At 52.2% G+C, this 25,507-nt stretch carries 22 protein-coding genes and 2 rRNA genes (1 of these 24 cut by a window edge); 23 read left to right on the top strand and 1 reads right to left on the bottom strand.

The window, feature by feature from the left end:
- The 19 genes from GYMC10_RS28765 to pssA all read left to right on the top strand — a co-directional run.
- Positions 1-2,416, top strand: a 23S ribosomal RNA gene (locus tag GYMC10_RS28765) (it extends 511 nt beyond the left edge of the window).
- A gap of 62 nt (positions 2,417-2,478) precedes the next feature.
- A 5S ribosomal RNA gene (gene rrf, locus GYMC10_RS28760) occupies positions 2,479-2,595 on the top strand.
- Between the two features lie 482 nt (positions 2,596-3,077).
- On the top strand, positions 3,078-4,028 hold the full coding sequence (locus GYMC10_RS28755; RefSeq protein WP_049788832.1) for an ABC transporter ATP-binding protein: 951 nt from the start codon (positions 3,078-3,080) through the stop codon (positions 4,026-4,028).
- The gene (locus GYMC10_RS28750) at positions 4,021-4,779 is read left to right on the top strand and encodes an ABC transporter permease (RefSeq protein ID WP_015737646.1); all 759 of its coding nucleotides are present in this window, start codon (positions 4,021-4,023) and stop codon (positions 4,777-4,779) included. The genes GYMC10_RS28755 and GYMC10_RS28750 overlap by 8 nt, the downstream gene beginning before the upstream one ends.
- A gap of 45 nt (positions 4,780-4,824) precedes the next feature.
- Complete coding sequence (locus tag GYMC10_RS28745; protein ID WP_009594678.1) at positions 4,825-5,190, top strand: GntR family transcriptional regulator; 366 nt, start codon at positions 4,825-4,827, stop codon at positions 5,188-5,190.
- A gap of 22 nt (positions 5,191-5,212) precedes the next feature.
- Complete coding sequence (locus tag GYMC10_RS28740; RefSeq protein ID WP_015737645.1) at positions 5,213-5,917, top strand: ABC transporter ATP-binding protein; 705 nt, start codon at positions 5,213-5,215, stop codon at positions 5,915-5,917.
- Positions 5,914-6,660, top strand: coding sequence for a hypothetical protein (locus GYMC10_RS28735; protein ID WP_015737644.1), 747 nt, complete (start codon positions 5,914-5,916; stop codon positions 6,658-6,660). The genes GYMC10_RS28740 and GYMC10_RS28735 overlap by 4 nt, the downstream gene beginning before the upstream one ends.
- Positions 6,661-6,996: 336 nt before the next feature.
- Complete coding sequence (locus GYMC10_RS28730; protein WP_186326561.1) at positions 6,997-8,100, top strand: amidohydrolase/deacetylase family metallohydrolase; 1,104 nt, start codon at positions 6,997-6,999, stop codon at positions 8,098-8,100.
- Entirely contained in the window at positions 8,078-9,181 is a 1,104-nt protein-coding gene (locus GYMC10_RS28725) for a DgaE family pyridoxal phosphate-dependent ammonia lyase (protein ID WP_015737642.1), read from the top strand. Before GYMC10_RS28730 ends, GYMC10_RS28725 begins: the two co-directional genes overlap by 23 nt.
- A gap of 1 nt (position 9,182) precedes the next feature.
- Positions 9,183-9,938: a 2-dehydro-3-deoxy-phosphogluconate aldolase gene (gene dagF, locus GYMC10_RS28720; protein WP_015737641.1), complete on the top strand. Its 756-nt coding sequence runs from the start codon at positions 9,183-9,185 to the stop codon at positions 9,936-9,938.
- Positions 9,931-10,947: a sugar kinase gene (locus GYMC10_RS28715; protein WP_015737640.1), complete on the top strand. Its 1,017-nt coding sequence runs from the start codon at positions 9,931-9,933 to the stop codon at positions 10,945-10,947. The genes dagF and GYMC10_RS28715 overlap by 8 nt, the downstream gene beginning before the upstream one ends.
- An 8-nt stretch (positions 10,948-10,955) precedes the next feature.
- Positions 10,956-11,672, top strand: coding sequence for a GntR family transcriptional regulator (locus GYMC10_RS28710; protein ID WP_015737639.1), 717 nt, complete (start codon positions 10,956-10,958; stop codon positions 11,670-11,672).
- Positions 11,673-12,019: 347 nt separating this feature from the next.
- Positions 12,020-12,481: a CtsR family transcriptional regulator gene (locus GYMC10_RS28705; protein WP_009594675.1), complete on the top strand. Its 462-nt coding sequence runs from the start codon at positions 12,020-12,022 to the stop codon at positions 12,479-12,481.
- A gap of 24 nt (positions 12,482-12,505) precedes the next feature.
- Entirely contained in the window at positions 12,506-13,030 is a 525-nt protein-coding gene (locus tag GYMC10_RS28700; RefSeq protein ID WP_009594667.1) for a hypothetical protein, read from the top strand.
- A gap of 38 nt (positions 13,031-13,068) precedes the next feature.
- Positions 13,069-14,133 carry a protein arginine kinase gene (locus GYMC10_RS28695; RefSeq protein ID WP_009594672.1) on the top strand — a complete coding sequence of 355 codons (1,065 nt, stop codon included), beginning with the start codon at positions 13,069-13,071 and terminating at the stop codon, positions 14,131-14,133.
- Between the two features lie 119 nt (positions 14,134-14,252).
- A complete protein-coding gene (gene clpC / locus GYMC10_RS28690; protein WP_015737638.1) occupies positions 14,253-16,709 on the top strand; it encodes an ATP-dependent protease ATP-binding subunit ClpC in 2,457 nt (818 codons plus the stop codon).
- Positions 16,710-17,188: 479 nt separating this feature from the next.
- Entirely contained in the window at positions 17,189-18,556 is a 1,368-nt protein-coding gene (gene radA, locus GYMC10_RS28685) for a DNA repair protein RadA (RefSeq protein WP_009594669.1), read from the top strand.
- A gap of 13 nt (positions 18,557-18,569) precedes the next feature.
- Positions 18,570-19,646: a DNA integrity scanning diadenylate cyclase DisA gene (disA, locus tag GYMC10_RS28680; protein WP_009594677.1), complete on the top strand. Its 1,077-nt coding sequence runs from the start codon at positions 18,570-18,572 to the stop codon at positions 19,644-19,646.
- Between the two features lie 49 nt (positions 19,647-19,695).
- Positions 19,696-20,430, top strand: a complete 735-nt coding sequence (pssA, locus tag GYMC10_RS28675; RefSeq protein ID WP_228468840.1) for a CDP-diacylglycerol--serine O-phosphatidyltransferase — start codon at positions 19,696-19,698, stop codon at positions 20,428-20,430.
- 126 nt (positions 20,431-20,556) lie between these two features.
- Here the strand turns inward: pssA and GYMC10_RS28670 are convergent, their stop codons facing one another.
- Positions 20,557-20,952, bottom strand: coding sequence for a hypothetical protein (locus GYMC10_RS28670; protein ID WP_009594665.1), 396 nt, complete (start codon positions 20,950-20,952; stop codon positions 20,557-20,559).
- Positions 20,953-21,232: 280 nt separating this feature from the next.
- Here GYMC10_RS28670 and GYMC10_RS28665 point away from each other — a divergent pair, with 280 nt between their 5' ends.
- The 4 genes from GYMC10_RS28665 (at position 21,233) to gltX (ending at position 25,111) form a co-directional block, all read left to right on the top strand.
- The gene (locus GYMC10_RS28665; RefSeq protein ID WP_015737636.1) at positions 21,233-22,321 is read left to right on the top strand and encodes a PIN/TRAM domain-containing protein; all 1,089 of its coding nucleotides are present in this window, start codon (positions 21,233-21,235) and stop codon (positions 22,319-22,321) included.
- 77 nt (positions 22,322-22,398) lie between these two features.
- Positions 22,399-23,094 carry a 2-C-methyl-D-erythritol 4-phosphate cytidylyltransferase gene (ispD, locus tag GYMC10_RS28660; RefSeq protein WP_015737635.1) on the top strand — a complete coding sequence of 232 codons (696 nt, stop codon included), beginning with the start codon at positions 22,399-22,401 and terminating at the stop codon, positions 23,092-23,094.
- Positions 23,091-23,579: a 2-C-methyl-D-erythritol 2,4-cyclodiphosphate synthase gene (ispF, locus tag GYMC10_RS28655; RefSeq protein ID WP_015737634.1), complete on the top strand. Its 489-nt coding sequence runs from the start codon at positions 23,091-23,093 to the stop codon at positions 23,577-23,579. Before ispD ends, ispF begins: the two co-directional genes overlap by 4 nt.
- Before the next feature lie 68 nt (positions 23,580-23,647).
- Entirely contained in the window at positions 23,648-25,111 is a 1,464-nt protein-coding gene (gene gltX / locus GYMC10_RS28650) for a glutamate--tRNA ligase (protein ID WP_009591965.1), read from the top strand.
- Positions 25,112-25,507: the final 396 nt, after the last annotated feature.

Here is a 25,507-nt window from a genome sequence, read left to right as displayed (position 1 = left end):
TGAGGGAAAGGTGAAAAGCACCCCGGAAGGGGAGTGAAATAGAACCTGAAACCGTGTGCTTACAAGAAGTCAGAGCCCGATCTATGGGTGATGGCGTGCCTTTTGTAGAATGAACCGGCGAGTTACGTTCCCATGCAAGGTTAAGGCGAGAAGCCGTAGCCGCAGCGAAAGCGAGTCTGAATAGGGCGACATTAGTATGTGGACGTAGACCCGAAACCGTGTGATCTACCCCTGTCCAGGGTGAAGGTGCGGTAACACGCACTGGAGGCCCGAACCCACGTATGTTGAAAAATGCGGGGATGAGGTGGGGGTAGCGGAGAAATTCCAATCGAACTCGGAGATAGCTGGTTCTCCCCGAAATAGCTTTAGGGCTAGCCTCGGAATGAAGAGTCGTGGAGGTAGAGCACTGATTGGGTGCGGGGCCCGCAAGGGTTACCAAGCTCAGTCAAACTCCGAATGCCATAGACTTATATCCGGGAGTCAGACAGTGAGTGCTAAGATCCATTGTCAAAAGGGAAACAGCCCAGACCATCAGCTAAGGTCCCCAAGTGTGTGTTAAGTGGGAAAGGATGTGGAGTTGCACAGACAACCAGGATGTTGGCTTAGAAGCAGCCACCATTTAAAGAGTGCGTAATAGCTCACTGGTCGAGTGACTCTGCGCCGAAAATGTAACGGGGCTAAACACACCACCGAAGCTATGGCTTGATGCTTTGCATCAGGGGTAGGGGAGCGTTGTATGTAGGTTGAAGGTGTACCGTAAGGAGCGCTGGACAGCATACAAGTGAGAATGCCGGTATGAGTAACGAAAAGATCAGTGAGAATCTGATCCGCCGAAAGCCCAAGGTTTCCTGAGGAAGGCTCGTCCGCTCAGGGTAAGTCGGGACCTAAGGTGAGGCCGAAAGGCGTAATCGAAGGACAACAGGTTGAAATTCCTGTACCACCGTAAACCGTTATGAACGATGGGGTGACGCAGGAGGGTAGTGACGCGGACTGATGGATGTCCGTCCAAGCAGTGAGGCTGATGTGTAGGCAAATCCGCACATCGTAAGGCTGGGCTGTGATGGGGAGTGAAAATTACAGTAGCGAAGGTCATGATCTCACACTGCCAAGAAAAGCCTCTAGTCAGGTGAAGGTGCCCGTACCGCAAACCGACACAGGTAGGCGAGAAGAGAATTCTAAGGCGCGCGGAAGAACTCTCGTTAAGGAACTCGGCAAAATGACCCCGTAACTTCGGGAGAAGGGGTGCCTCGGTAGGGTGAATAGCCCGAGGGGGCCGCAGTGAAAAGGCCCAAGCGACTGTTTAGCAAAAACACAGGTCTGTGCGAAGCCGTAAGGCGAAGTATACGGGCTGACGCCTGCCCGGTGCTGGAAGGTTAAGGGGAGCGGTTAGGAGCAATCCGAAGCTGTGAACCGAAGCCCCAGTAAACGGCGGCCGTAACTATAACGGTCCTAAGGTAGCGAAATTCCTTGTCAGGTAAATTCTGACCCGCACGAATGGCGTAACGACTTGGGCGCTGTCTCAACGAGAGATCCGGTGAAATTTTAATACCTGTGAAGATGCAGGTTACCCGCGACAAGACGGAAAGACCCCATGGAGCTTTACTGCAGCTTGATATTGGATTTGGGTACGATCTGTACAGGATAGGTGGGAGCCTAAGAAGCATGAGCGCCAGCTTGTGTGGAGGCGACGTTGGGATACCACCCTGATCGTATCTAGGTTCTAACCTGGTACCGTAATCCGGTACGGGGACAGTGTCAGGCGGGCAGTTTGACTGGGGCGGTCGCCTCCTAAAGAGTAACGGAGGCGCCCCAAGGTTCCCTCAGAATGGTTGGAAATCATTCGAAGAGTGCAAAGGCATAAGGGAGCTTGACTGCGAGACCTACAAGTCGAGCAGGGACGAAAGTCGGGCTTAGTGATCCGGTGGTACCGCATGGAAGGGCCATCGCTCAACGGATAAAAGCTACCCTGGGGATAACAGGCTTATCTCCCCCAAGAGTCCACATCGACGGGGAGGTTTGGCACCTCGATGTCGGCTCATCGCATCCTGGGGCTGAAGTAGGTCCCAAGGGTTGGGCTGTTCGCCCATTAAAGCGGTACGCGAGCTGGGTTCAGAACGTCGTGAGACAGTTCGGTCCCTATCTGTCGTGGGCGTAGGAAATTTGAGAGGAGCTGTCCTTAGTACGAGAGGACCGGGATGGACGTACCGCTGGTGCACCAGTTGTTCCGCCAGGAGCATGGCTGGGTAGCTACGTACGGACGGGATAAGCGCTGAAAGCATCTAAGCGTGAAGCCCCCCTCAAGATGAGATTTCCCAATCAGTAAGACCCCTTGAAGACGACGAGGTAGATAGGTTGGAGGTGGAAGTGCAGCAATGCATGGAGCTGACCAATACTAATCGGTCGAGGGCTTATCCAAAAATATTTCAAAGTGCAAATTCGTTTCGTATCTAGTTTTCAGGTGATCAAACATCTGAACCGTTTGGTGGCGATGGCGGAAGGGTTCCACGCGTTCCCATACCGAACACGACCGTTAAGCCTTCCAGCGCCGATGGTACTTGGACCGAAGGGTCCCGGGAGAGTAGGACGTCGCCAAGCGAACAACCATAAAGACCGTTATCGAGTAATCGATAGCGGTCTTTTCCTATAGGAAACCGTATCGGTGAACTCCGTTTTCTATACTGTCCTAAAAGACGATCCTCCAGGGTCGTCTTTTTTTGTTCGCCAAGATTCATCCTCTCGCATTTTCGCAATTGCCTCATATCACCATAACAGGGTGCAGTTCCCTGATCGCACAAGTTTGTGCTGGAACTTTCTGGATAGAGCTGCTGATCTTTAGTACCACAATACTGTACCTCCTGCCATACCTCACGTATATCTCAAACTGTATGTGAACTCCAAATTTCCACACTGAAAAATTAGGCTTTACAGAACCAAACCACTAGTGTACTATTTAACTATAACACCGATACAAAAAGGAGTGGAACCAACAAATGGTCGGAAATGATTCAAATGACGTAACAACGAATATAGAGAATGCCTCGGGGGAATTAATTGATGGAATTAGCGGATCGGCCTCCATGAATAGGAAAGATGACAAGAAAGGGCCCATCGTGCTTACCGTCAATCAGGTCACCAAGACGATAGGTAAGAAGAACATCGTCGATAACCTATCCTTTGACATTCATCGTGGCGAAATCGTTGGTTTGCTTGGACCGAACGGCGCGGGCAAAACAACAACCATTCGAATGATTGTAGGGTTGATCGATATGAGCCAAGGCGATGTACTGGTAAAGGGGCACAGCATCAAGAAGGACTTCGTTCAAGCCGTTCGCCATATCGGGGGCATCATCGAGAATCCGGAATTTTACCCGTACATGAGCGGTTATGACAACTTGAGACAGTACCAGCGGATGTCCGAGGGAGTGACGATCACAAGAATCATGGAGGTTGTCAAGCTTGTCGGGCTGCAAGACGCCATCCACAAGAAGGTTCGTGCTTATTCCCTTGGTATGCGCCAACGATTAGGAATCGCACAGGCTCTGCTCCACAATCCATCCATCCTCATTCTTGACGAGCCAACTAACGGCCTGGATCCTGCCGGTATTCGCGAGATGCGGGATTATTTGAAACAAATCGCCAGAGATGAGGGGATTGCCATTCTCGTATCCAGCCATCTGCTGTCGGAGATGGAGCTGATGTGCAGCCGCGTGGTTGTCATCCAGGAAGGCAAGTTCGTCACTGAGCGCTCAATCGGGGGGACGGTCGTGAATGAAGATTTAACGACGGTAAGTCTCCGCGTAAATGATACAGCCATGGCGGAACAAACGGTTCAACATCTCAAAGACATCATTCTAATCAACTCCTCAGAGGAGGAGGGGATGATCACCCTTCAACTTCACGAAGAGGATATACCTACGCTGATCCAGTCACTGTGCGATGCACGCGTACGGATTTACCGGGTGGAAGAGATGAAGTCGTCGCTTGAAGAAGAATTCTTGAAATGGACAGGAGGCAACCGCATTGCGTAGCTTTGGAAATCTCGTCTGGAACGAATGGCTCAAAATGTTTAAGAAACGCAGCTTCTTCTTGCCATATGTGCTTTTGGCTGGGATGGTAATCTTCACGGCGTTCTTGCTCTATAAATTTTCTGATGGCGGCAGCACCGGCTATGAATTTGCCCAGATCGCTGTAACCACCAAGGGAATGGGGCAAGTGCTGACCCTGCTTGCCATTGTTGTTACGGCAGGAGCTGTAGCGAAGGAACACAGCATGGGAACCATCAAATTGCTGCTTATACGTGCACAGAGCCGCACCAAAATTTTGGCATCGAAATATGTGGCCGTATTGATCTACATCTTAACACTGGTGGCCTTCATGTTTGCTGTAGCCGTGCTGACAGGTCAAATTACGTTCGGCATGGATGTCGGCTCCGTTACGCTTGGCGATGTGCTCATTGGAGCGGTGAACAACCTGGTGTATACGATCGTTTATGTAACGCTAACCTTTATGGTAGGCATTCTAACGAGATCCACCGGTCCTGCAATCGGTATCGGCATGTTCATGGTCATTATGGAAAGCATGGTGGTCCAACTGCTTGCACGTTATTCCTGGTCCAAGTACCTGCTGTTCCTGAATGTGGATCTTTCCCTCTACAGCGGAGGCGCAAGCTCCCCGGTACCAGGCATGAGCTTAACGTTCTCAATTATTGTGCTCGCTGTATATCTCCTCTTGTTTCTTGCGGCAGGCTTTGTTACGTTTAAAAAACGGGATGTCGCATAAGGAGCCTGAGTTCGAGGTAGAGCGGCGGAAAGGAGCAACCCGACAGTGAGTATCGAATTTGACAATAATCTGCCGATCTATTTACAGATCATGACGTATCTGAAGAAAGAAATCATCATCGGCAAACTTTTGCCCGGTGATAAAATCCCATCGGTTCGAGAATTAGCGAGTGAGCTTCAAATAAATCCAAACACGGTGCAGCGAACTTTTCAGGAATTGGAGCGTGAGGGTATTGTGGAGACGCGGCGGGGATTGGGCCGATACGTAACAAGCGAGGAATCGAAAATCATGGAAATCAAAAAAGAAATGGCCGGCGATCTGCTGGAACGGTTTATACGCGGCATGCAGGAGCTCGGCTTTAAAGATCAGGATATCATTACGATCGTGGAAGATGCTGTGAAGCAGCCATGATCCAAAAAGCGGAGGTGAGACCATGGTGGAAAATCTGTTACAGGTACGAAGCGTGACCAAAACGTATGCCGGTAAACGCAGAGCGCTGCATGATGTCAATCTGGATATCAGCAGAGGCAAAATCATCGGCTTGCTGGGTACCAACGGCAGCGGCAAGAGCACGCTGATGAAGATTGCAGCCGGTTTGATCCAGCCCACGGCAGGTGCCGTTTACGTGAACGGCAAACCCGTGGGGCTGGAGACCAAAGCCAGCGTGTCCTTCATGCCGGACCGGCCAATGACGGAATCCTGGATGAAGGTCTCGGATGCGGTGGCGTACTTCAAGGATTTTTATGAGGATTTTAATGTAGAGAAGGCAAACAGAATGCTGGACTTCATGAATTTAAAGACCAATGATCGCATCAGCTCCCTGTCCAAAGGGATGAATGAGCGCCTGCAGTTAACGCTCGCATTGTCCCGCGAAGCGAAGCTGTATATGCTGGATGAACCCATCGGCGGGGTGGATCCCGTAGCCCGTGGAAAAATTTTGGATGCCATCGTTGAATTCTACAACGAGGACAGCAGCATCATGGTTTCGACCCATCTGGTCCGGGACATCGAACGGATATTTGATGAAGTGATCTTCATTCGCAACGGCGAGGTTGCCATGCATGACGAAGTGGAGAACATCCGCCTAAAACACGGAAAAAGCGTGGATGAGATGTTTAAAGAGGTGTATGCGGAATGATGAGACTGCTGAAATACGACTGGAAGAGAAGCTCGACCACGCTGCTCGGCGCTTTTGCGATTCTTCTTATCGTGCAGATCGCGATCACGGTGACAGGTTCGATAAGGGATTGGGAGCTAGGATTGAGTTTGGGTTTAAGCATGCTGGCCTATGGCTCGGTGAGCGTCTTGCTGCTGGTTGTTGCCAGCAAGACCTTCGACTATAACATCAAGGCATATCACCGGCGTCTGCTCCCCGTCCGTTCCGTCTGGAGCGTGGTTTCCTCCCTCATTCTGGCGTGCGCGAGTTTACTGGCGCTGTGTCTACTGATGGCGCTGCATTTGTGGTACTATTGGAACGCTGCCGGCATCCCATGGGAGATGATCCGTTTTTCCGATTATCCTGTTATGTATTATGTTGGCCTCGCCCTGCTGACGGCATGGAAATTCATCTTCCTGATGATTACGATATTTTTTGCCATTGCCGTGGCCAACAGCATCACGAAGAAAGGCAGCGTATGGATCGGCATTCTGGTGTTCTTTGTATTGCATAATGTCCTGTCCTGGATCAGCCAGCTGTTCTTCGGAGAAGAAGCAGCATGGGTCGGACCGATGGCGACCATTTCCTTCGAGAATGAGGCGGATTTTACCGTATCTGCCGCACAGTATACGTTAGCTTGGGGGGCATTTGTTTTTGAGGTCATTGTGGCGGCCTTGATCCTCTATGCCACGGTGTATCTCGTTGATCGGAAGGTTGAGGTTTAACATCAAGGAATATGAGGATTTAATACGATAAACGGACCAAAGAAACTGCCTATCCAAGGCAGTTTTTTTTGGTATGAAGCGAGAAGGAACTCCCGCTAGGAACACAGAACTAGAACCTTAGCATTATGGCGCAACCATTCAAGGACTCCGATTTATAGGCAAGAGATAGCGGATAAAATTTGAAATATGATTTAAACATTATAACGTTATATTCACGTTCAGTGCTTTCTGTGCTATGCTATAACCATAGTATTTAGACAAAGCAATGCAAATCTGTGGCACGAAGAAGATATAAGGCTGGTCCGGCAAGGCTGAAGGGGTGAAACGATGAAGATATTGGAACAGCGTTTTGTTTTGCGCAACGTACAGACGGTGCATAATGAGAAGCCTTTTGACATTGTCATGGAGAACGGGTTCATTACCGAAATAACGGATGCGAATACGGCATCGGGTGACAACGGTTTTGACGGTACGGGATTATATGTGTCCAGCGGTTGGATCGATATGCACGTCCATGCGGTCGCCAAGCTGGAGCCCTACGGCGATGCCATCGACGAGATCGGCGTTCAGCAAGGCGTCGCCACGATTATCGATGCAGGAAGCTGCGGCTCGGATACGATTGGAGAATTGGCAGCCGAGGTTGCCAAGGCCAAGACAAACGTGTTTGCTTTTTTGAATATTTCCCATATTGGACTTCAGCGGATCGACGAGCTTTCCAGTTTGGAATGGATCGATCCCGAGAAGGCAGCAAAAGCGGTCTTGACGTATCCTGACCTGATCATCGGGCTCAAGGCAAGAATCAGCAAAAGCGTAGTGAAGGACAATGGCGTAGAGCCGCTTCGACTCGCAAGGAAACTGTCCGGGAAAACGTCCCTGCCGCTGATGGTTCATATCGGATCAGGACCTCCTCCGATTGAGGAAGTGCTGGAGCTGCTTCAGAAGGACGACATAATCACTCATTATTTGAACGGGAAGGCCAACAATTTATTCGATTCGGACGGGAAGCCGATTCCTGCCCTGACCGAAGCGATTGCCCGCGGCGTTCATCTGGATGTCGGCCATGGTACGGCGAGCTTCTCGTTCCTGGTGGCGGAGTATGCAAAAGCACAAGGGATTAAGCCGGATACGATCAGCACCGATATTTATCGCGGCAATCGCATCCATGGTCCGGTGTACAGCCTGGCCAATGTCATGAGTAAGTTTCTGTATCTAGGATACGGCTTGCAGGAAGTGGTCGCTGCGGTAACGGACCATGCAGCCGCATGGCTGGGCCGTCCGGAGCTGGGCCGAATTCAAGTCGGCGACGCTGCCCACCTTACCCTGTTCGCGGTGCGGCAGGGACCGATGAGTTTGACCGATTCCGAAGGGGAGACCCGAATCGCTGACCGATATATCGAAGCCAAAGGAGTGGTAGTCAATGGATCATTCATTACATGCTAAATACGGGTTGAAACGCGTGGTGAACGCCAGCGGGCGCATGAGCATTCTTGGCGTGTCGGCACCGACGGATACCGTCATGGAAGCCATGCGGATCGGTGGGCAGAGTTACGTGGAAATCGCGGATCTGGTAGATAAAGCAGGCGATTACATGGCGCGCATTCTCGGTTCCGAAGCGGCGGTTGTTGTCAACTCCGCTTCCAGCGGCATCGCTCTATCCGTAGCTGGAATCGTCACCGAGGGCAATCGCAGACGCAGTGACCGACTGCATCAGGAGCCGATTGCGAAGAACGAAATCATCATGTTCAAGGGGCATAATGTGCAGTATGGAGCTCCCGTCGAAACGATGGTGTATCTCGGAGGCGGCAAGGTCGTAGAGGTAGGGTACGCCAACGAAGGGCGTAAGGAGCATATCGCAGAGGCGATAAATGAACGGACCGCTGCCATTTTATACGTGAAATCCCATCACTGCGTGCAGAAAAACATGATTTCGGTGGAAGAAGCGGCAGAAGTGGCCCAGGCACATGGAATACCGCTGATCGTGGATGCCGCTGCCGAGGAGGATATCCAGAAGTATGTGAAGTACGGAGATCTGGCTATTTACAGCGGTTCTAAGGCAATCGAGGGTCCGACCTCCGGTATAGTAGGCGGCAAGCGCCAATACGTGGAGTGGGTGAAGGCGCAGCTGCATGGCATTGGGCGGAGCATGAAGGTCGGCAAGGAAACGACGTTTGGATTGCTTCAGGCGCTGGATGAGTATATGGTGAAGGAAGATAAGAGTGAGTTGGAGAAGGCGGCACTCGAGGAAATGAAGTCCTTATCGAAATTGCCGGGCATTGAGGTTACGATCGTGCAGGACGAAGCGGGAAGAGCGATCTTCCGGGGACGCGTGAAGGTCAATGAGGAGGCGGCCGGGGTAAGCGCCAAATCCATGAACGATCAGTTGCGCGAAGGCGACATTGCGGTGTATACCCGGGATTACGGCGTACGCCAGGGGTATTTTGATATCGATCCTCGCTCGCTTTCCGGCGATGATTTGCAAGTCATTATAACGAGAATACAGCAGATTGCAGGGGGAAACTAAGATGGCAAACATGGAGAAACGTCTCTACAGAAACCGCGCGGCATTAAACGTTCTTGCAGGCAGCATTCAGAATGCGAAGGAAATATTCGAAGCTTCGGAAGGGCATGTTCTGGTCGGCGTATTGTCGAAAAATTACCCGAATGCGCAGGAAGCCGTCATCGCGATGAAGGAGTACGGGGCCGTCATCGAGGATGCGGTATCCATCGGCTTGGGCGCCGGCGATAACCGTCAAGCGGCAGTGGTCGCGGAGATCGTGAAGAGCTACCCGGGCACGCACATCAATCAGGTGTTTCCGGCGGTCGGTGCAACCCGTGCCAACCTGGGCGTCGAAGAAAGCTGGATCAACAGCCTCGTGTCCCCTTCGGGACAAGTGGGCTACGTAAACATATCTACGGGACCGGTGAGCGCTGCCGGATCGGACAAAGCCGTCGTCCCCGTAAAATCGGCAATCGCGCTTGTACGCGATATGGGCGGCAACGCACTGAAGTATTTCCCGATGCAGGGCTTGAAGCTGGAAGAGGAGTATCGTGCGGTAGCGAAGGCATGCGCGGAGGAAGGATTCGCGTTAGAGCCGACGGGCGGGATCGATAAAGAGAATTTTGAAGCCATCGTGCGCATTGCGTTCGAGGCAGGAGTACAGCAGGTCATCCCTCACGTATACTCCTCGATCATCGACTCGGCCAGCGGGGATACGATCATTAGCGACGTGCAAGAGCTGCACCTTAAGTTAAAAGCGCTGGTTGATCAATATGCCTAAGACGATCGCTGCATTTGGCGAAGTGATGATGCGTCTTCAAGTACCGGGGTACGCTTCCTTGGCACAAGAGAGCCACCTGAACTATTCCTTTTCCGGGACGGGCGTCAACATCGCGTCGGCCGTGGCAAGGTTCGGACATGCCGGGTACCTCGTCAGCACGCTTCCCGACAACCCGCTTGGCGAAGCGGCGATCTCATATCTGCGCAAGCTTGGGATCGGCACTTCGCTCATTAGCCGCGGGGGCAAATATGTCGGCATGTACTTCCTGGAGAATGGGTTTGGCGTCAGACCCGGTCGTGTGACCTATACGGATCGCCTGGGCAGCAGCTTTAATACGGCGGAGGATGCCATGTACGATTTCGATGCGATTGCCGAAAAGATCGACATGATCCATTTTTGCGGCATCACCCTTTCCATGAACGACACCGTGCGGGGCCAGATGAAGGTCTTGGCTCGCAAGGTCAAGCAAAGCGGCGGAACGGTTGTGTTCGACTGCAACTACCGTCCTTCCTTATGGGGAGCGGACCGCTACGATTTTGCCAAGCCGCACTACGAGGAAATGCTGTCTTTGGCGGATATCGTCTTCATGAACGAGAAGGATGCCATCCATATCCTTGGCATGGAAACAACCCGGGAGGATCAGCACGAACAGCTGCAGGAGTTGATTCCGAAGGTGGCGGCGAAGTATAATATTACGGTTGCGTCGGGTACCCACCGCAAGATCAACGGGGACAATACCCATTCCCTGCAAGGCTATCTTTACACGGATGGAGCGTTTCATTTTTCCCAAACGTTGACGTTCTCCGTCCATGACCGCATCGGGGCGGGCGATGCCTATGCCAGCGGTGTGATTCATGGGATCTCGGAGGGATATGAGCCGGGCCGGACGGTTGATTTTGCCGCAGCGGCGGCGATGCTTGCCCATACCGTGACGGGAGATACGCCGACGGCAAACGAACGCGAAGTGCTTCAGGCGATGAGTCATCATATGTCTGACGTGGAAAGGTAGGAGGAAGCATGTCGATCACGCGGAAGAACGGTCCATTATACTTGCAAATCAAGAAGATCATTAAAGATCGGATTCTGCATGGGGTATATCCACTTGGTTCCCATATTCCTTCCGAGCCGCAGCTGGAACAGGAATTTAACGTCAGCAAAATGACGGTTCGCAATGCGATCCAGGAATTGTACCAGGAAGGGTATGTTGAGAAGCGGAGCGGTGTGGGGACGATCGTGACCCGGAACACGTCCTTTTCCAAGCTGTCCAAGGGGAAGCTGTTTACCGAGATTTTGGTTGAAGAGGGCCACCAGATCCGGAAGCGCCATCTGAAGACGGAATGGGTGCACAATGAACCGGACAGCGAATTGTTCCTGAAATTCGGTGAGCGGTGCCTGCTGATCGAGCGGCTGTATTTGCTGGACGGGAGCCCGTTTATCTACTACACCCATTACGTATCGTCCCTGGTGGACATGGGGGAGGAGTTCGATTCAAGCGAACTGCCGTCCTTGTATGAACGTATCGAGGAGAGTCAAATCACGCTGGAGAATTTCCGGGACCGTTTCCTGGCGACCGTGGCTAATGAGGAGATTGCCTCACTGCTGGGCGTAAGCGCCGGGACCCCGTTACTGAAGCGGTTGAGATCCTCCTACGACCAGACGGGCAGCATCATTGAATACAGCATCGGGTATTACAATACGGAGCTGCAGCATTATTTGATCAGTTATGATGCTTAAGATACAGAAACAACAGGAAGAAGTGGCCAAGAGAGACTGGTTTTAATCCGGTACGGTGGCTGCTTCTTTTTTTATTCCTTCGGTTGAATTGTTCTTCGGAGAAGGGCTATAAGCGATCGAAGAAGTGGGTACAATAAGAATACATGCATAGCGCGAACATTTGAGAAGTACCCTCTTGGCAAAATGAAAAAATGTGCTATAATGAGATCAAAGTCAAAGAAAGTCAAAGTCAACGAGAGGGTTCGCTGATTTTGATTATGGTTAATCAACGTATAAGCAAGGCTCTGTGCGGACGTGTAAGATCACTATCCGTCTTAACGTTTCAAACAGTGGAGGATGAACAGACCATGCGTAATATCTCTGATATTATCGAACAATACCTGAAGAGCATTTTGCAAGAAAGTCCGGAAGGAACCGTCGAAATTCAACGCAACGATTTGGCGGAGCAATTTTCTTGCGTTCCTTCCCAGATCAATTACGTGATCAGCACTCGGTTCACGCTGGAGAAGGGCTTTCTTGTCGAGAGCAAGCGCGGCGGAGGCGGATACATACGCATCCAGCGTATCGAGCTTCCCCAGCATACTGCACTCCAGCAGCACCTTCATCATACCATCGGCAGCATGATTGACCAGACGGTAGCGGAAGGCTTGATCTACCAGCTGGAGGAATCCCGGTTTTTGACAAAGCGGGAGGCCAGCCTGATGCGGGCCGCCGTTTCAAGGGAATGCCTGAATGTGAAGCTTCCTTATCGGGATGAGCTGCGCGCAAGGATTATGAAGGCGATGCTTATTTCTTTATTAGGTAAGTGAGTCTGTGTAAGGAGGCATCGGAGTATGTTATGCCAAGAATGCGGTAAACGGCCGGCGACACTTCATTTCACCAAAATTGTGAACGGGGAGAAAACGGAGTTTCATTTTTGTGAAACTTGTGCCCGCGAAAAAGGGGAATTGATCCCCGGTACGTCGAATGGTTTTTCTATACACAGTTTGCTGTCAGGCCTGCTGGATCTGGATCCTTCAGGCAAGGGCCAGACCCCCGGTGCGAAAACGGCCCAGACGCTGCAATGCGAGGAATGCGGCATGACGTATTCCCAGTTCAGCAAGCTTGGCCGGTTCGGCTGCAGCTCGTGTTATAAATATTTCTCGGATCGATTGGATCCGTTGTTCAAGCGAGTCCATGGGGGAACTTCCCATGTGGGCAAAGTGCCGAAGCGTACCGGCGGCCGGATTCAGATCAAACGCCGGATCGATGAGCTTAAAAAGGAGCTTCAAATGAGGATCCTGCAGGAGGAATTTGAAGCGGCTGCCGAGATCCGGGACCAAATCCGTGAGCTGGAGCGTAACATTGCTCAGGGATAAGATCGTTACATTTTGCACTTTAGTAGGAGGAATGCGTGATGTCTAATCTCCGGTTTACCGATTCGGCGCTGAGCGAGTGGATGCGCGGGAACGGTCAGGATTCCGACATTGTCATCAGCACCCGCGTGAGGGTGGCGCGCAACCTGCAGCATCTTCCTTTCCCGCTGCTTGCAACGGATCAGCAGTCGGGAGAAGTGCTAGAGCGCCTGACCCATGTGTTAAAGGATAAGGAGGATTTGCAGGATTTCGGGCATTTGCATGTAATTAAATTAAGTGAGATTGATGAGCTGGATAAGAAGGTTCTCGTCGAGAAGCATCTGATCAGTCCCAATCTGGCTAATGAATCCCGGAACGGTGCCGTCATCCTTACCGAAGATGAATCCGTCAGCATTATGATCAACGAAGAGGATCACCTGCGCATACAGTGTCTGTATCCCGGATTCCAGGTTCGGGAGGCATGGAGCCGCGCGACGGCGCTGGATGATATCTTCGAATCCGAGATCGATTATGCTTTTGATGACAAACGGGGTTACCTAACGAGCTGTCCGACCAATGTCGGCACCGGCCTTCGCGCTTCGGTCATGATGCATCTGCCCGCGCTCGTCATGACGCAGCAGATCAATCGGATTCTCTCGGCCGTATCGCAGGTAGGCTTGACCGTTAGAGGAATTTACGGCGAGGGCAGCGAAGCTTTAGGCAACCTGTTTCAAATCTCGAATCAGATTACGCTCGGGCAAACCGAGTCGGAGATCATCGAGAATCTGCACAGCGTAGCGCTGCAAATCATCGAGCATGAGAAGAATGCCAGGGCGCGGCTCCTCAGTGAATCCAAGCTCCGTATTACGGACCGGGTCATGCGTTCATACGGCATCCTGTCCTATGCAGCGGTCATGGATTCCAAGGAAGCGGCTCAGCGCTTGTCCGATGTTCGGCTAGGCGTGGATCTCGGCCTGCTGGAAGGGCCGGAAATTCCGGTCATGAACGAGCTGAACGTGAAGACGCAGCCGGGATTTCTCCAGAAGACCTATGGAGAGGGCATGAATCCTTCCGAACGCGATATGTACAGGGCTAAGCTCATTCGGGAGACATTGGGCAACCGTTAAGAAGTTGTTAGTTATTATTTCTCGCTTTACAGTTGGATGACGGTATAAACGTCTTAGCTGGCGATACACCGAAATCCGCGAGGTTCAATATATTAATTGAAACGTGGAGGTGCAATACTATGATGTTTGGCAGATTTACGGAACGCGCACAAAAGGTGCTTGCATTGGCTCAGGAAGAAGCGGTACGCCTGGGTCACAACAATATCGGCACAGAACATATCCTGCTTGGACTTATTCGTGAGGGAGACGGCATTGCAGCCAAAGCGCTGATCGGACTTGGACTTGGTCTTGAGAAAATCCAGGACGAAGTGGAGACATTAATCGGACGCGGACAGGAGCAGCCAACCAACATTGCTTACACGCCTAGAGCGAAAAAAGTGATTGAGCTCTCCATGGACGAAGCCCGTAAGCTTGGCCATACCTATGTGGGAACCGAGCATATTCTGCTGGGGTTGATTCGCGAGGGCGAAGGGGTTGCGGCACGCGTGCTGAACAACCTGGGCATCAGCCTGAACAAAGCCCGTCAACAGGTGCTGCAGCTGCTGGGCAGCAGCGAGGCGGTGTCAAGCCATCACGGCACGCCGCAGAACGTGAGCACGCCTACACTGGACAGTCTCGCTCGGGATCTGACCGCCATTGCCAAGGAAGGCAATCTGGATCCGGTCATCGGCCGCAGCAAAGAAATCGAGCGCGTGATTCAGGTGCTTAGCCGCCGGACGAAGAACAACCCGGTACTGATCGGTGAACCGGGGGTCGGTAAGACGGCGATCGCGGAAGGCTTGGCACAGCGCATCATTAACAATGAAATACCGGAAACGCTGCGCGACAAACGCGTAATGACGCTGGATATGGGCTCAGTCGTAGCGGGCACGAAATACCGCGGCGAGTTTGAGGACCGCCTGAAAAAAATCATGGATGAGATTCGTCAAGCCGGCAACATCATTCTGTTCATCGATGAGCTGCATACCTTGATCGGCGCAGGCGGAGCAGAAGGAGCCATCGACGCTTCCAACATCCTTAAGCCTTCATTGGCACGCGGAGAGCTTCAGTGCATCGGGGCAACCACGCTGGACGAATACCGCAAATACATTGAAAAAGACGCTGCACTCGAGCGCCGCTTCCAGCCGATTACGGTGGATCAACCGTCGCCGGAGGAAGCCATTCAGATCCTGTATGGACTGCGTGACCGTTACGAAGCGCATCACCGCGTGAAAATTACCGACGAAGCGATTGAACAGGCCGTGAAATTGTCCGACCGCTACATTACGGACCGCTTCCTGCCGGATAAAGCGATTGACCTGATTGACGAGGCCGGTTCGAAAGTTCGTCTTCATACGTATACCATACCGCCAAATCTGAAAGATCAGGAAGCGCATCTGGAGGACATCCGCAAGGAGAAAGACGCGGCCGTCCAAAGCCAGGAATTCGAGAAAGCGGCAGCGCTGCGCGATACGGAGCAGAAGCTTCGCGAAGAGCTCGAGGTCACGAAGAATCAATGGAAAGAAAAACAAGGACGTACCGATTCCGAGGTAACGCCGGAGGACATTGCCGACGTTGTCGCCAACTGGACCGGTATTCCCGTCAATAAACTGAAGGAAGAAGAGACCGAGCGTCTTCTGAATCTGGAAGAAATTCTTCACAGCCGCGTAATCGGTCAAGAGGAAGCCGTCAAAGCCGTCAGCCGTGCGGTTCGCCGGGCACGCGCAGGACTGAAGGATCCGAAGCGCCCAATGGGCTCCTTCATCTTCCTGGGTCCTACCGGGGTAGGTAAAACCGAGCTGGCACGTGCTCTTGCCGAGGCCATGTTCGGGGATGAGAATGCAGTCGTGCGGATCGACATGTCCGAGTACATGGAGAAGCATTCCACGTCGCGTCTCGTCGGAGCGCCTCCGGGATATGTCGGCTACGAGGAAGGCGGTCAGTTGACCGAGAAAGTACGCCGCAAGCCGTATTCCGTTGTCCTCCTCGATGAAATCGAGAAGGCCCACCCTGAAGTATTCAATATCCTGCTTCAAGTGCTGGAAGACGGACGCCTGACCGATTCGAAGGGCCGCGTGGTGGATTTCCGGAATACCCTGATCATCCTGACTTCCAACGTCGGGGCAGAGGCGATCAAGAAGAACTCCACGCTTGGATTTACCGCCGTGACGGATGCAGGCCGCGATTATAACAACATGAAAGGCAAAGTGATGGATGAGCTCAAGAAGAGCTTCCGTCCGGAGTTCTTGAACCGGATCGACGAGATCATCGTGTTCCACTCTCTGGAAGAGAAACACATTGCCGAAATCGTGACGCTGATGTCCGACGAGCTGCGTAAACGCCTGAAAGAATTCGAGGTGCATTTCGAACTCACGGACAAGGCGAAGGCCTTCATAGCGAAGGAAGGATACGATCCGGCCTTCGGTGCCCGTCCGCTGCGCCGGGCTATCCAGAAGCACATCGAGGATCGCCTTTCCGAGGAACTGCTGAAAGGCAATGTGACCAAGGGCGACTCGCTTGTCATCGATGAAGCGAACGGCGAACTGGTTGTGAACAAAAGTGAAGGTGTAACGGCCGCATCGGCCGAAACGGAATAAGAATGGTATACAGCCCCGCCGGAGTTACATCCGGCGGGTTTTTTGATTTAAATGTTAACGGAAGATGAAGGCTTTGTATGGGGCAGATACATGGATGCTTAGAAGTTATATAAGATGAATGGCATATTACGAAAACAGATCCCTCATGTATCAACCCAGCGGAGAGGATGAATCGTTCTGAAGAAGCGCCAGCGGTCGCCTTTAAAACCGGGAAACCACTTTGATTTTGTTCCAGTTTCCTGGTTTTAACAGCGATCGTAAGAAAGATCCGGCAGCGAAGCGGACGCGGTTTTTCAGCAGCAATTAACGCATGTTCACCACCTGCTCCTTCAAATTTGAAACAATTCCATCTCATCCCGCGTAAAGTTTCCAATTAACCTTTACGTTGAATTATAAGAAATGGTAAACTTTGAGTAATGCCTGAATTTGCAGGGTTTTACGGAATCCGACAAATGATGCGCGACATAAAGGAGACTCACATGGCAAAAACTAAGACGAAATTTTTCTGTACCGAATGCGGCTATGAAGCGCCCAAATGGTTCGGAAAATGTCCGGGCTGCCAATCATGGAATTCCATGGTAGAGGAGACCGAGACGGTAATCAAGACCCAGGGGATGAATTCCCCTCTTTTTCATAGTAAAGAAAAACCCCTTTCGATCATAAATATAGAAAGCGGTAAAGAACCCAGAATCCAGACGGGCATTGCGGAATTGAACCGGGTGCTCGGGGGCGGGCTGGTCCCGGGCTCGCTCGTGCTAGTCGGCGGCGATCCCGGCATCGGGAAATCCACGCTCCTGCTTCAAGCCTCCAACCGACTGGCCCAGAACGGCATTCGCGTTCTGTACATTTCCGGTGAGGAATCCGTGCGCCAGACCAAACTGCGCGCTGACCGGCTCGGGGCGCTGTCCCCGGAGCTGTTTGTCCTCTGCGAAACCAATCTGGAATCGATCGAGGAAGCCATTGAGAACGTACAGCCTGGCTTCGTTGTCATCGACTCCATTCAGACGGTGTACTTGCCTGAGGTAACCAGCGCGCCGGGCAGCGTATCCCAGGTTCGGGAATGCACGGCCCGCTTTATGCGGCTGGCGAAGGTGAAAGGCATTGCGACCGTCCTTGTCGGACATGTGACAAAAGAAGGCGCCATTGCAGGTCCAAGGATGCTGGAGCACATGGTGGATTGTGTGCTTTATTTTGAAGGAGAGCGTCATCATACTTACCGCTTGCTTCGCGCGGTGAAGAATCGTTTCGGTTCGACGAATGAGATTGGCATTTTTGAGATGGGTGAGGATGGGCTTCGGGAAGTCGGGAATCCATCGGAGCTCTTTTTATCTGAACGGCCTTTGGGCGTAGCGGGTTCGACCGTAGTTGCAAGCATGGAGGGTACGCGCCCGGTTCTGGTAGAGCTGCAGGCGCTCATCTCCACGACGCACTTCCCGTCACCGCGCCGGATGGGCACAGGGGTGGACCATCACCGCATGAACCTGATCATTGCCGTGCTGGAGAAACGGATGGGGATGTACCTGCAAACCCAAGACGCCTACCTGAACGTAGCGGGCGGCGTGAAGCTCGATGAACCTGCGGTGGATCTGGCCATAGCGGTCAGTATCGCATCCAGCTTCCGCGACATACCGACCAAGCCGTATGACGTTATTTTTGGCGAGGTGGGGCTGACCGGCGAGGTTCGCGCCGTTTCAAGAGCGGAGCAGAGGGTAAGAGAAGCCGAGAAGCTGGGTTTTAAGCGCGTTCTCATGCCGGAGAAGAGTTTGAAGGGATGGAAGCATCCGAAAGGAATACAAATTATCGGAGTCAACACCGTTGCAGATGCATTAGCGGTTGCGTTAGATTAGGGGGCATACGAAGGTGAAAGAAACGAGCCAACTGGACAAAATGAATGATTTGCTAAAGCTGGTAGCACCGGGAACGCCGTTTCGCGACGGACTGGAGAACGTGCTGCGGGCGAAGACGGGCGCCCTGATCGTTGTAGGCTACAGCCCGGAGGTAATGGAAGTTGTCGACGGCGGCTTCTCCATTAACTGCGATTTTTCGCCAAACTATTTATACGAGCTCGCTAAGATGGACGGCGCCATCATCTTGAGTGAAGACTTAAAACGAATCTTATATGCGAATACCCAGCTGATCCCGGATTCCTCGATCTCTTCCATCGAGACAGGGATACGGCACAGAACGGCGGAGCGGGTGGCGAAGCAGACGGGCAAGCTGGTTGTGTCGATCTCGCAGCGCCGCAACATTATTACGCTGTACCAAGGCTCGCTGCGGTATGCATTGAAGGAAATCGGCGTCATCTTAACCAAGGCGAATCAGGCCATACAGACGCTGGAGCGATACCGCGTGGTGCTTAACCAATCGCTGACCAACCTCTCGGCATCCGAATTCGAAGAGCTGGTCACCATCCCGGAAGTCGTGAACGTCATTCAGCGGGTGGAGATGGTGCTCCGCATCAAGAAGGAAATTAAACGCTACATCAACGAGCTCGGCAACGAAGGCCGACTGATCAGCATGCAGATGGATGAGCTTGTGAGCAATATGGAGGAAGAGGCTTGGCTGCTATATGCAGACTATGCCCGGGAGTACAGCGAGGAGAAGATCCGCGAGATCATTCTCGCGCTCAAGCGTTCAACGGATGAGGAGCTGCTGGACATTCATCATATCGTACGGCTTCTTGGATACCCGGCTTCCGCCGCTGCTTCGGAGGAAGAAATACTGCCGCGAGGTTACCGGATTTTGAACAAAATCCCGCGCCTTCCGAATGTGATCATCCGCAACCTGGTGGACCAGTTCCATGACTTATCCAGCATTATGACCGCTTCCATCCATGAGCTGGATGAAGTAGACGGGATCGGTGAGGTTCGGGCACGCACCATCAAAGAAGGCTTGAAACGCTTGCAGGAACAAGTATTCATTGACAGACAAATCTAAAAGGCCTACAATCGATGTTCGAACGTACATGAACGAGGTGAATATAAAAATGACGAAATCAATTCCGAACATGTTTACTTTAGGTAATCTGTTTCTCGGAATGATTGGTATCATCTTGGCGACGGAAGGTCGAACGAGTATGGCTGCCATTATGATTATCATTGCCATGCTCCTTGACGGACTGGATGGTCGGGTAGCTCGGGCATTGAATGCCCAAAGCGAATTCGGCAAGGAACTTGACTCCTTGTCCGATGTGATTTCATTTGGCGTAGCACCGGCACTTATTATGTATACCGTAGCGTTTACGGATATTAATACCGCATTGGCTTGGACAGTGACCGCCATATTTCCGATGTGCGGCGCACTGCGGCTTGCAAGATTCAATGTTCGTCCGGGCATCCCGGGATATTTTATCGGCCTGCCGATCCCCGCAGCGGGAGGCGTGCTCGCCACCCTGGCGTTGTTCCATGAAGAGATTACAGCACCTTATATGATTTTTGCCGTATTATTGCTTTCTTACCTTATGGTTAGCTCAGTCAAGTACCCGAATTTCAAAAAGATTGGCATTCCGAAAACAGCGATTAAATTTACGCCTTTGGTCATCATTGGCGCCGTGATGGTAGCCGTGTTCTTTCCGGAGCAGACTTCCATGCTGATCTTCGTGCCTTTGGTGTTGTATGCTGGTTACGGATTGAAGCAGAATTTCCGTAGGCTTAACCGTAAAAACCGTCGCAAAAAAGATGACCGCAATTCCGATGAAGCCTATCAGTCTTCGGACCGGTAAACGGATGCAAGGACATATATCCAAATAAAAAGCATTTATTTCCCTGCCAGGAGCAGCGAGATAAATGCTTTTTTTGTATGCATGGAGCACCTTGCCGTTAAGGTCCGTTTCGGTATGTAAGCGGCTTTACGACAGGTTGAAGAGACCCAATGTGGAGCATTTCTGCGACTCCTTGACAACAACCTCATCCAGTTGAATGTCCAGAAGATTCGCAAGGGCAGACATATAAAATAGGTTGCGGCCAAGCTCGGTGCTTACCGCTTCGCGGCAATTCTCGCACAGATGGCCTTCGACATGCGTGCCTGCCAATTCCCGGGCTGATTCGAGATCAGCGCCGATATCGAAGGTTTGCTTCGTGGCGTGGAGCTCGATGCATCCGCATTCTGTGATGGCCTTGGTGACGGCCCGGTTGACTGAAGCATTGCTTTGACCATTTTTAGACAGAACATCCAAGAGACTGCGGTGACGGAGCAACAATTCGGAAACTTGGTCCTGAAAAGCCTGTAAACTAGGAGCGCTCATTTATACATCCACCTCGATATTATGAATTGAGTTCATTATATTCCACTACTTCAGCCGATTTCAACCAGTTTCAGGCGTGTAAAGGTGGTCAATTCCAGTTGTGAGGTCGATGTCCGTACACGTCAAAGCCTGATGGGTGTAGGTAAAAACAGGCAGGTCATCGCATCCGGAAACTTTATAAGAAAAACTTCAATCGGCACGATTACGACTTTGCAAATTGGACCATACTGGAAATAGAAGCCAAGATTATCAGGTATAAAAAGGAGGTGTGCGGAAGCTCATGTTAAAAAAAGCTATCTTAGCATTTACGGTATTATGCGGAGCATGGGGCGGGTATACGTTATATCATACAATGGAACGGTCTTTCTCAGGGCTCTCGCCTATGTTTGGACAAGGAATATTTGCAGCGGGAAGCGGAGCCTTCGCGGTGCTTGGAGGATTATTGTTTGGCATGATCGGCGTGCTGTCGGCGGATCGGGTAACGAGATGGCTGCACAGCCTGATCTCTTCGTTCTCCCGGATCCCGATGAATGAGCTGGCTGCGGGAACGGCGGGATTGTTAAGCGGTTTGCTGCTGTCTTTATTGCTCTCACCGGGGTTATCCTTGCTCGGACAAGCAGGGCAGCTGCTGCAGGTTGGCATCACGCTGCTCGGCGGCTACATCGGTTTGCGCATTGGATTGGAGAAGAAGGATGAGCTGGCTTCCCTATGGATGTCGGGGAAGTGGAGCCAAACCGCCGAGCCGGAAGGCCGGCGCGTGGAGGAACATAAAATTCTGGATACAAGCGTCATTATTGATGGCAGGATCGCAGATATTTGCAAAACCGGATTTATTGAAGGAACGATTGTCATTCCCGAATTCGTTCTGGAGGAGCTTCAGCATATTGCGGATTCCTCGGATCTTTTAAAGCGAAATCGCGGCCGGCGCGGGCTTGATATCTTGAACAAAATCCAGAAGGAACTGGATGTAAAGGTGCTTATCTACGAAGGCGACTTTGAGGAGATATCCGAAGTGGACAGCAAGCTGGTGAAACTCGCCAAAGTGCTTCAAGGCAAAGTGGTCACGAATGATTTCAACTTGAACAAGGTTTGCGAGCTGCAGGGCGTGTCGGTGTTGAACATTAACGACCTGGCCAACGCGGTGAAGCCGGTGGTTCTGCCAGGGGAAGAAATTCTGGTGCAGATTATCAAGGACGGCAAAGAGCATGGTCAGGGCGTCGCATATCTGGATGACGGCACGATGATCGTAGTGGAGGGCGGACGCGAGTATATCGGCACGATGATGGAGGTGCTGGTTACCAGCGTACTGCAAACCTCGGCGGGCCGGATGATCTTCGCGAAACCAAAACTGTTGGAAAAAGCCCAGTAAAGGGGTATGATGGGGATATACATATCCGGTATTCGTCCTTTTGTGGCGTTTTGGGTGAGACAGGAGTTTGGTGTGTGATGAGTAACTTCGGCGCCGTCATCGTAGCGGCGGGAAAAGGAACGAGGATGGGCACCCGGGAGAGCAAGCAGTACTTGGTTCTGGACGGTAAGCCCATTATCGTTCATACGCTTGAAGCATTCAGCCGGATACCATGGCTGCAGGAAATTGTGCTTGTAACGGGGATGGAGGATGTTCCTCGCTGCCAGTCCTGGGTGCAGGAATACGGTTTGGGTAAGGTATCGACCGTAATCCCTGGCGGAAGCGAGAGACAACAGTCCGTATATCAAGGCATCAAGCAAATCTCTTCAGAATGGGTAATGATACATGACGGCGTAAGGCCGTTCGTAACGCAAGAGGAAATTGAAGCCTGCCGCGATGCGGCGATCCGCGAAGGCGCCTCGGTACTCGGGGTTCCCGTGAAGGATACGATTAAGCAGGTGAACGGTAAGGGGCTGATTACAGGTACCCCGGACCGTCAAAGTCTGTGGGCCGTCCAGACCCCACAGGCTTTTCGTCTTTCCGACCTGCTGTCCGCGCATGAAGCTGCGGCGAAGGAGGGATTTGCCGGTACCGACGACGCCATGCTGATGGAGCGGGCAGGGCATCCGGTCACCGTGGTGGAGGGGAAATACAGCAACATCAAAATCACCACGCCGGAGGATCTGGAATATGCGGCTTTTTTACAGAAACGTAAGGGAGAGGACATGGAATGATTCGAGTAGGACAAGGGTTTGACGTACATCAGCTCGTAGAAGGAAGGCCGTGCATCATCGGAGGCGTCACGATTCCGTATGACAAAGGTCTGCTTGGGCACTCCGACGCCGACGTGCTGCTGCATGCCGTGACGGATGCGATCCTGGGGGCGCTGGGGCTTGGCGACATTGGACGCCATTTTCCCGATAACGACCCTGCCTTTAAAGACGCCGACAGCCTGAAGCTTTTGGAGCAGGTGTGGGTCATGGCGAAGGAACGCGGGTATAGACTGGGTAACATCGATTCCACGATTATTGCCCAGAAGCCGAAGATGGCGCCATACATTCCGCAAATGGCGGAAGTGATCGCCAAAGCGCTGGATGCCGAGGTGGATCAGGTGAACGTGAAGGCGACCACCACCGAGCAGCTCGGGTTTACCGGCAGGGGCGAAGGAATCGCCGCCCAGTCGGTTGTCTGCCTTGTAAAAGGTGTGCTATCATCTTGAAGTATGCGTTCAAAAAGGGAGTTTTTGAACTGGGAAACTTTGTAGAATAGGGAAGCGGAGGGGTTACAATGACCGGAGAAGTCCGCGTGCGCTATGCACCGAGTCCAACGGGACATTTACATATCGGCAATGCCAGAACGGCATTATTCAATTATTTATTCGCCCGCAAGAACAACGGGAAATTCATTATCCGCATCGAGGATACGGATGTGAAACGCAACGTGGAAGGCGGCGAGCAGAGCCAGCTGAAGTACTTGAAGTGGCTGGGCATGGATTGGGACGAGAGCGTGGATGTCGGGGGCGAGTACGGACCTTATCGCCAGACCGAGCGTCTTGATATTTATAAAGAATATTGGCAGGACCTTCTGGATCGCGGGCTTGCTTACCGCTGCTACTGCACGGAGGAAGAGCTGGAGCAGGAGCGGGAAGAGCAGATGGCTCGGGGCGAAACGCCGCGCTATTCCGGGAAGCATCGCGATTTGACCGAAGAGCAGCGCCAGGCGCTTGAGGCTGAAGGCCGCGTGGCGAGCATCCGCTTCCGCGTGCCGGAAGACCGCGTCTACACGTTCGACGATATGGTGAAGGGCACGATTTCGTTTAACAGCAAAGAGACGGGCGACTTCGTCATCGTCAAAAAAGACGGCATTCCTACCTACAATTTCGCGGTAGCTTTGGATGATCATCTCATGAAGATCAGCCATGTGCTGCGCGGGGAGGATCATATCTCCAATACGCCGCGTCAGCTGATGATCTATGAAGCCTTCGGGTGGGAGCCCCCTCAGTTCGGGCATATGACCCTGATCGTGGGCGAGGACCACAAGAAGCTGAGCAAGCGCAACGAATCGATCATCCAGTTCATCGAGCAGTATGACCAGCTTGGTTATTTGCCTGAAGCGCTGTTCAACTTCATCTCGCTGCTGGGCTGGTCTCCGGAAGGGGAAGAGGAAGTGTTCTCCCAAGAGCAGCTGATCTCGATCTTCGATGAGCATCGCCTGTCCAAGAGCCCGGCGGTATTCGACACGAACAAGCTGGCTCATATGAATAACACGTACATTAAGAACGCGGATCCGGACCGGATCGCCGATTTGGCCATTCCGCATTTGCAGAAAGCCAGCCGTTTGCCGTCCGAGCTTACGGCCGAGCAAGAGGAATGGGCACGCGCGCTCGTGGCGCTCTATCAGGAGCAGATGACGGCGGCTTCGGATATCGTGGATCTGTCGGAAGTGTTCTTCCGCACGCACCTGGAGCTGGATGCCGAGGGGATCGAAGTGATGGGCGGCGAGCAGGTGCCTGCCGTACTGTCCGCATTCCTGGCGAAGATCGAACAGTCCGATGAGTTTAACGCGCAGAAGATCGCTGCCATGATCAAGGAAGTGCAGAAGGAGACCGGGTTTAAGGGCAAACAGCTCTTCATGCCGATCCGCGTAGCCTTGACGGGACAAACCCATGGCCGCGACTTGAACCAGACGATCTGGCTGCTTGGCAGGGACCGCGTGCTTGACCGTTTGCGTTCCCAGATCAAGGGCGCATAACTCGGGCGGCATCCGCAATAAACGTTCCTTGTCAGCCCGTATATCATCAGTTATAATTACACCAAACTATAAGTGAAATATTCTTTGATCTAAGGGTTCATGGATTATAAGGCCAGCGGAGGAGGCGGAATCGTTCTGGAGAAGCGAAGCGTTCGCCTTTGCCTTCCGATTTCAACCTAATTAATATCGTTAAAGAAATCGGAGGGCAACAGCGATCGGAAGAAGGATCCGCAAACGAAGCGCTCATTAATCACTGACTTAGATCAACAAATATAAACGTTTTAAAAGCTACGATCAGGAGAAGTACGCGTAAAACAGGCACGTTCCAGAGAGGACAATCGGCAGAAGACAAGAACCACTTGAATCTGCCGGCTGAGAGTTGTCCCGTCGCCTGCA

It is taken from the genome of Paenibacillus sp. Y412MC10 (assembly GCF_000024685.1).
Lineage (GTDB): Bacteria > Bacillota > Bacilli > Paenibacillales > Paenibacillaceae > Paenibacillus_AQ > Paenibacillus_AQ lautus_A.
This window is presented reverse-complemented; position numbering and strand designations above follow the sequence as displayed.

Bases quoted from the DNA above. Each gene is read 5' to 3' on its own strand.
- GYMC10_RS28740 (WP_015737645.1), top strand. From the start codon at position 5,213: ATGGTGGAAAATCTGTTACAGGTACGAAGCGTGACCAAAACGTATGCC.
- GYMC10_RS28725 (WP_015737642.1), top strand. From the start codon at position 8,078: ATGGATCATTCATTACATGCTAAATACGGGTTGAAACGCGTGGTGAAC.
- radA (WP_009594669.1), top strand. From the start codon at position 17,189: ATGGCAAAAACTAAGACGAAATTTTTCTGTACCGAATGCGGCTATGAA.
- clpC (WP_015737638.1), top strand. From the start codon at position 14,253: ATGATGTTTGGCAGATTTACGGAACGCGCACAAAAGGTGCTTGCATTG.
- ispD (WP_015737635.1), top strand. From the start codon at position 22,399: ATGAGTAACTTCGGCGCCGTCATCGTAGCGGCGGGAAAAGGAACGAGG.
- GYMC10_RS28700 (WP_009594667.1), top strand. From the start codon at position 12,506: ATGTTATGCCAAGAATGCGGTAAACGGCCGGCGACACTTCATTTCACC.
- dagF (WP_015737641.1), top strand. From the start codon at position 9,183: ATGGCAAACATGGAGAAACGTCTCTACAGAAACCGCGCGGCATTAAAC.
- ispF (WP_015737634.1), top strand. From the start codon at position 23,091: ATGATTCGAGTAGGACAAGGGTTTGACGTACATCAGCTCGTAGAAGGA.
- GYMC10_RS28715 (WP_015737640.1), top strand. From the start codon at position 9,931: ATGCCTAAGACGATCGCTGCATTTGGCGAAGTGATGATGCGTCTTCAA.
- GYMC10_RS28710 (WP_015737639.1), top strand. From the start codon at position 10,956: ATGTCGATCACGCGGAAGAACGGTCCATTATACTTGCAAATCAAGAAG.
- GYMC10_RS28665 (WP_015737636.1), top strand. From the start codon at position 21,233: ATGTTAAAAAAAGCTATCTTAGCATTTACGGTATTATGCGGAGCATGG.
- GYMC10_RS28705 (WP_009594675.1), top strand. From the start codon at position 12,020: ATGCGTAATATCTCTGATATTATCGAACAATACCTGAAGAGCATTTTG.
- GYMC10_RS28735 (WP_015737644.1), top strand. From the start codon at position 5,914: ATGATGAGACTGCTGAAATACGACTGGAAGAGAAGCTCGACCACGCTG.
- pssA (WP_228468840.1), top strand. From the start codon at position 19,696: ATGACGAAATCAATTCCGAACATGTTTACTTTAGGTAATCTGTTTCTC.
- GYMC10_RS28670 (WP_009594665.1), bottom strand. From the start codon at position 20,952: ATGAGCGCTCCTAGTTTACAGGCTTTTCAGGACCAAGTTTCCGAATTG.
- gltX (WP_009591965.1), top strand. From the start codon at position 23,648: ATGACCGGAGAAGTCCGCGTGCGCTATGCACCGAGTCCAACGGGACAT.
- GYMC10_RS28755 (WP_049788832.1), top strand. From the start codon at position 3,078: ATGAATAGGAAAGATGACAAGAAAGGGCCCATCGTGCTTACCGTCAAT.
- GYMC10_RS28695 (WP_009594672.1), top strand. From the start codon at position 13,069: ATGTCTAATCTCCGGTTTACCGATTCGGCGCTGAGCGAGTGGATGCGC.